Raw genomic sequence first — 4,108 nt, forward strand, 5'->3', positions numbered from 1 at the left:
TCCAATGCCGATTTGATTTGTGAGACGCGCTCGTCGAGAAATTCCGGATCCACCAGTGTCCGCCGGGCCGGTAGTCGGAGTGATGCAACCGACAGGTTAAATTCTTCCAGCAGTTTGCGAAACTGTCGTTCTCCGGAAGCGCCGAATGAAGCAGGTGAAATTTCATTTTGCACATCGAGTTGTACTCCGCGCGATCCGATCTGGGCGGCTGTTTTAATAGCGCGTTTGATGGGCTGACCAAAATGGCGGGTCGCGACTGCGAGTTTGAAGCGTGACATTATTTTCCTTAAATCAATGCTGTTTGCAGGCATTTTAACTGTGTGGAATAACTGCGGCAATCGGATTGACTGGCAAAGTTTATCTAACTGTCTCTGAAAAGAGAATGATATCCCCGCGTTATCAGATCAGGATCCGGAAAATGAGCTTTCCCAGGCTGTTCCTGATTGAGATTCGATCAAAAAATGGTCGATCTTGTTTAAAGAGAAACAATACTGTTCGGAAACCTTCCATGATACTGTCATCGCTTGCAACCTGCTACCTTGCCTTACTGGCCGGTTTACCCGTTGAGGGTAATCTCGTGGAAGATACGTTGCCCGTGCTGTCCTATTCGTTTGAAACGAGTCAGGATCAGGACTTCGACGATCTGCCAGATGACTGGTCAAGAAGGAAGGGGCCCGGGTATCCACAATATGTCAATGTGAGCATTGACCGGAACCTGGGGCATACAGGCCAGCAGAGCCTCCACTTCGGTGTGAACGGCGGGCATGCCACCATTTATTCTCCACCGGAAAAAATCGACGCCGACCATGCCTATGTATTTCGTGGATATATTAAAACGCAGAAACTTGTACATGATGCTGCGTTGATATCCATTTCATTTCTGGATCATAAAAGACAACGCGTTCAGCATTTCGTCAGCCAGCCTGTATCAGGAACGCATAAGGACTGGGTCGAAGTGACGCTGGGCCCGTTGACTCCCCAGGCCAATGTGCGGTTCATTGTTCTTGGTTGTCATCTGGCGCATAACGATCAAAAAGATATTTCCGGGGATGCCTGGTTTGATGATCTGTGGGTGGGCAGCTTACCGCAACTGGATATCTTAAATAATTACCATCGCCATTTTGTGGATCGTTCTGCAGAAATCCGGGTCAGCAGTCGCATCAGCGGCTTGAATCCCGACAACCAATATCGGCTGGATCTGGAACTGGTAGACAATACGAATCGACACATTGCCGATTCCTCGCTGGCCCTGGTTACCAATCCGGAGAGTCTCAAAGCCGTTGAGAATAGCCGGTTACTCGATGGAAATAATCATACGGAAGTCTGGCGTTTGCAGCCTATGGAATATGGGTTTTATGAAGTCAGATCCAGACTGGTCAGGGATCAGAAATCCATCCTGGAAAAGAAAACCACCTTTGCAGTGATTGATCTGGTCACTCCCAGATCCACGGGAGAATTCGGCTGGACCATCACCGAAGAAGATGAAGATTTGCCTGTGAATGAACTGCCGGATATCGCAGCACAGGCGGGGATCAACTGGATCAAGTATCCGCTCTGGAGTGTAATGGAATCCGCTGACATCCATCGCACGAGTCGCGTTGCAGAAATGCTGGACCAGTTTGGCAATCGGGGAATCACTCCTGTGGGACTGTTGAATCATCCACCGAAAAAATTACGTTCCCAGTTCGCGAAAGACTGGCTGGGGGTGAGCGGGATATTTACGATGCCTGCGAGTTTCTGGTCTCCTTCGCTGGAGGAAGTTTTTGCGCGATACACTTCTCTGGTGAATTACTGGCAGCTGGGAGGCGATGATGACAACAGCTTCATCGGACTGCAAAATCTCGACGAAACTCTAAAGAAGGTAAAGCAGCAGCTGGATTTAATCGGTCGAGATACTCATGTCGGCATCCACTGGGACTGGAAGACTCCCCTGCCGACAGACAGCATGCCTCAGAGTTTTGTATCGATTAATAACCAGGAACGGCTTTCCGTGGAGGAGCTGTCGCGTGAACTCCAGAATGCCCGCCTGACCCCGGGGGGCAGCCCACGCTGGGTTACATTAACTCCACTGCCAAAAAATGGATACACTCCGGAAGAGCGGAGCATTGATCTTGCCAAGCGCATGGTGACGGCAAAATATCTGGGTGCAGATGCGATCTTTGCCAGCTCCGTATTCCACGAGCAGTACGGTTTACTCAATCGAAACGGTTCACCGACCTTATTGTTTCTGCCCTGGCGAACGGTTGCGATTGCTCTGCAGGGAGCACGGTATCAGGGGGCCTTTAATATGCCCAATAAGAGCACCAATCATGTTTTCATACGAGATGATGAGGCAATCGTTGTTGTCTGGAATGACGAACCAACCGAAGAGGTGATGTATCTGGGCGAAGATGTGGTCGCCACGGATGTCTGGGGCAGACGCATTAACCTGGAACGCGATTCCACCACCCATCGTCATACTTTACCCGTCAGTTCTTCTCCCCTGATATTGCGGAAGTGTAATCAGCAGATCGCCAACTGGAGGCTGGCGGCTCAATTTGAAATCGGAAAGTCAAGAAGTGAGTATGGAGGTCATGCAGATGCAGTGCTCGGGAAAAATACATTCCTGCAGAGTGTGCGGGGAAAAGCAGTCTTAAACGTACCCCGGGGCTGGGAAGTAGAACCACAGGAATGGGTCTTCGATACCGGTGCAGGAGAAAATTTCCGCCTGCAAACGTTTATGACTTTGCCTTCGAACGCCAGCCTGGGCAGAAAAGATGTTTCCATTGATTTTGATATTTTTGCAGAACGCAAATATTCGATTCGAGTCCACCGGTCCTACCATGTAGGATTAGGGGATATTATGGTGCAGGTCACTGATAAAAAGCTTGAAGGAAATGTACTGGAAATCGAGCAGATTATAGTCAATAACACCTCACCCCTGGAGACACTTCAGTTTCGCTGCAGTCTGTTCATACCTAATATGAAACGAATGCAACGGTTTATCACCGAACTGAAACAGGGGCAGGATCGGAAGCTGTATTACATTCCTGATGCTAATGCGCTCAAAGGAAAAGAACTCTGGCTGAGAGCCGAACAGGTCAATGGACGGCGGATCCTCAATTACCGCTGGACAGTGGGGGAGGACTGGGACAAACCTGATGCGATCTCCAGAAAACAGAGAAGAGCAGAAGATACGACACGAGTTCGCTAAGGAAACAGCTTGGTTTCAGGCAGCAGAAAGATCTTCATCTTCCTCTTCACCGTTGTCTTCAACAACTCCTGCGGACTCTGTCACTTCGCTGACTTCTTCTACGGCAGGTTCCAGTTCGGTTTCTTCTTCGCTGGTTTCTGATGTTTTCTTTGATGGTTCCGGCCTGGTACGAAGTGCTTCTCCCATGGGTAAATCATCCAGATTTTTCAATCCAAAGATTTCCAGGAATTTGCGTGTCGACTCATACAAAAAAGGGCGCCCGAGAGAGTCATCTTTACCACCAATTCTTACCAGCCCACGGTCCATCAACTGCTTTAACATTTCAGCACTCTGGACTCCCCGGATTGATTCAATGTCGGCTCGCGTGATGGGTTGTCGATATACGACGATCGCCAGCGTTTCCATGGCAGGTGCAGAAAGCTTCAATGCCGCCTGTCTCTGGTGCAGTTTATTGAGCCAGAACGAAAATTGTGGCTGCGTCATCATCTGGTAACCAGTGGCCACCCGTTTGATGTGGAACGCGGAGTGTGTCGCTTCCAGTGCCGCATTGAGCTGATCGATCAGTTCTTTGGCCTCACTGGCATTGGCGAGTGTTGCCAGTTGTGCAATTTTTCTCGTTGAGAGTGCGCTATCTGCTACAAACAGCACTGCTTCCACTTTAGCCATCTTCACTGTTCGCCGGGTTTCTACTTCTGGACCGGAGTGAAACTGAAGCTGATCATTCTGTGCCGAGCGGATTAAAAAATTCCAGCGAAACGCATTCGCTGATGACTGGCGGGCAATCGAGGTCAGACGGGCAGACGCTGCAACCGTTCTGTCAATGGAACCAGTATGATACGAAGAGGAGTGAAGCATTGATGGTCTACCGAACCGTAAAGTTTTGAGTGTAAGTCGCGACTTTCTGGCTGATTTCAT

General features: G+C 49.5%; 3 protein-coding genes. 1 reads left to right on the forward strand and 2 read right to left on the reverse strand.

Features of this window, described 5'->3' with window-relative positions:
* Positions 1-278: hypothetical protein (locus tag AACZ40_RS28350; RefSeq protein WP_339676969.1), on the reverse strand; the 278-nt coding region annotated here is incomplete at its 3' end.
* A 230-nt stretch (positions 279-508) separates the two neighbouring features.
* Between AACZ40_RS28350 and AACZ40_RS28355 the strand changes: the two genes are divergently transcribed.
* Positions 509-3,193 carry a hypothetical protein gene (locus AACZ40_RS28355; protein ID WP_291170236.1) on the forward strand — a complete coding sequence of 895 codons (2,685 nt, stop codon included), beginning with the start codon at positions 509-511 and terminating at the stop codon, positions 3,191-3,193.
* 15 nt (positions 3,194-3,208) lie between these two features.
* Here AACZ40_RS28355 and scpB read toward each other — a convergent pair.
* The coding region (scpB, locus tag AACZ40_RS28360; RefSeq protein ID WP_339676970.1) for an SMC-Scp complex subunit ScpB at positions 3,209-4,108 on the reverse strand (900 nt) is incomplete at its 5' end.

Source organism: uncultured Gimesia sp. (assembly GCF_963972345.1).
Classification (GTDB): Bacteria; Planctomycetota; Planctomycetia; order Planctomycetales; family Planctomycetaceae; genus Gimesia.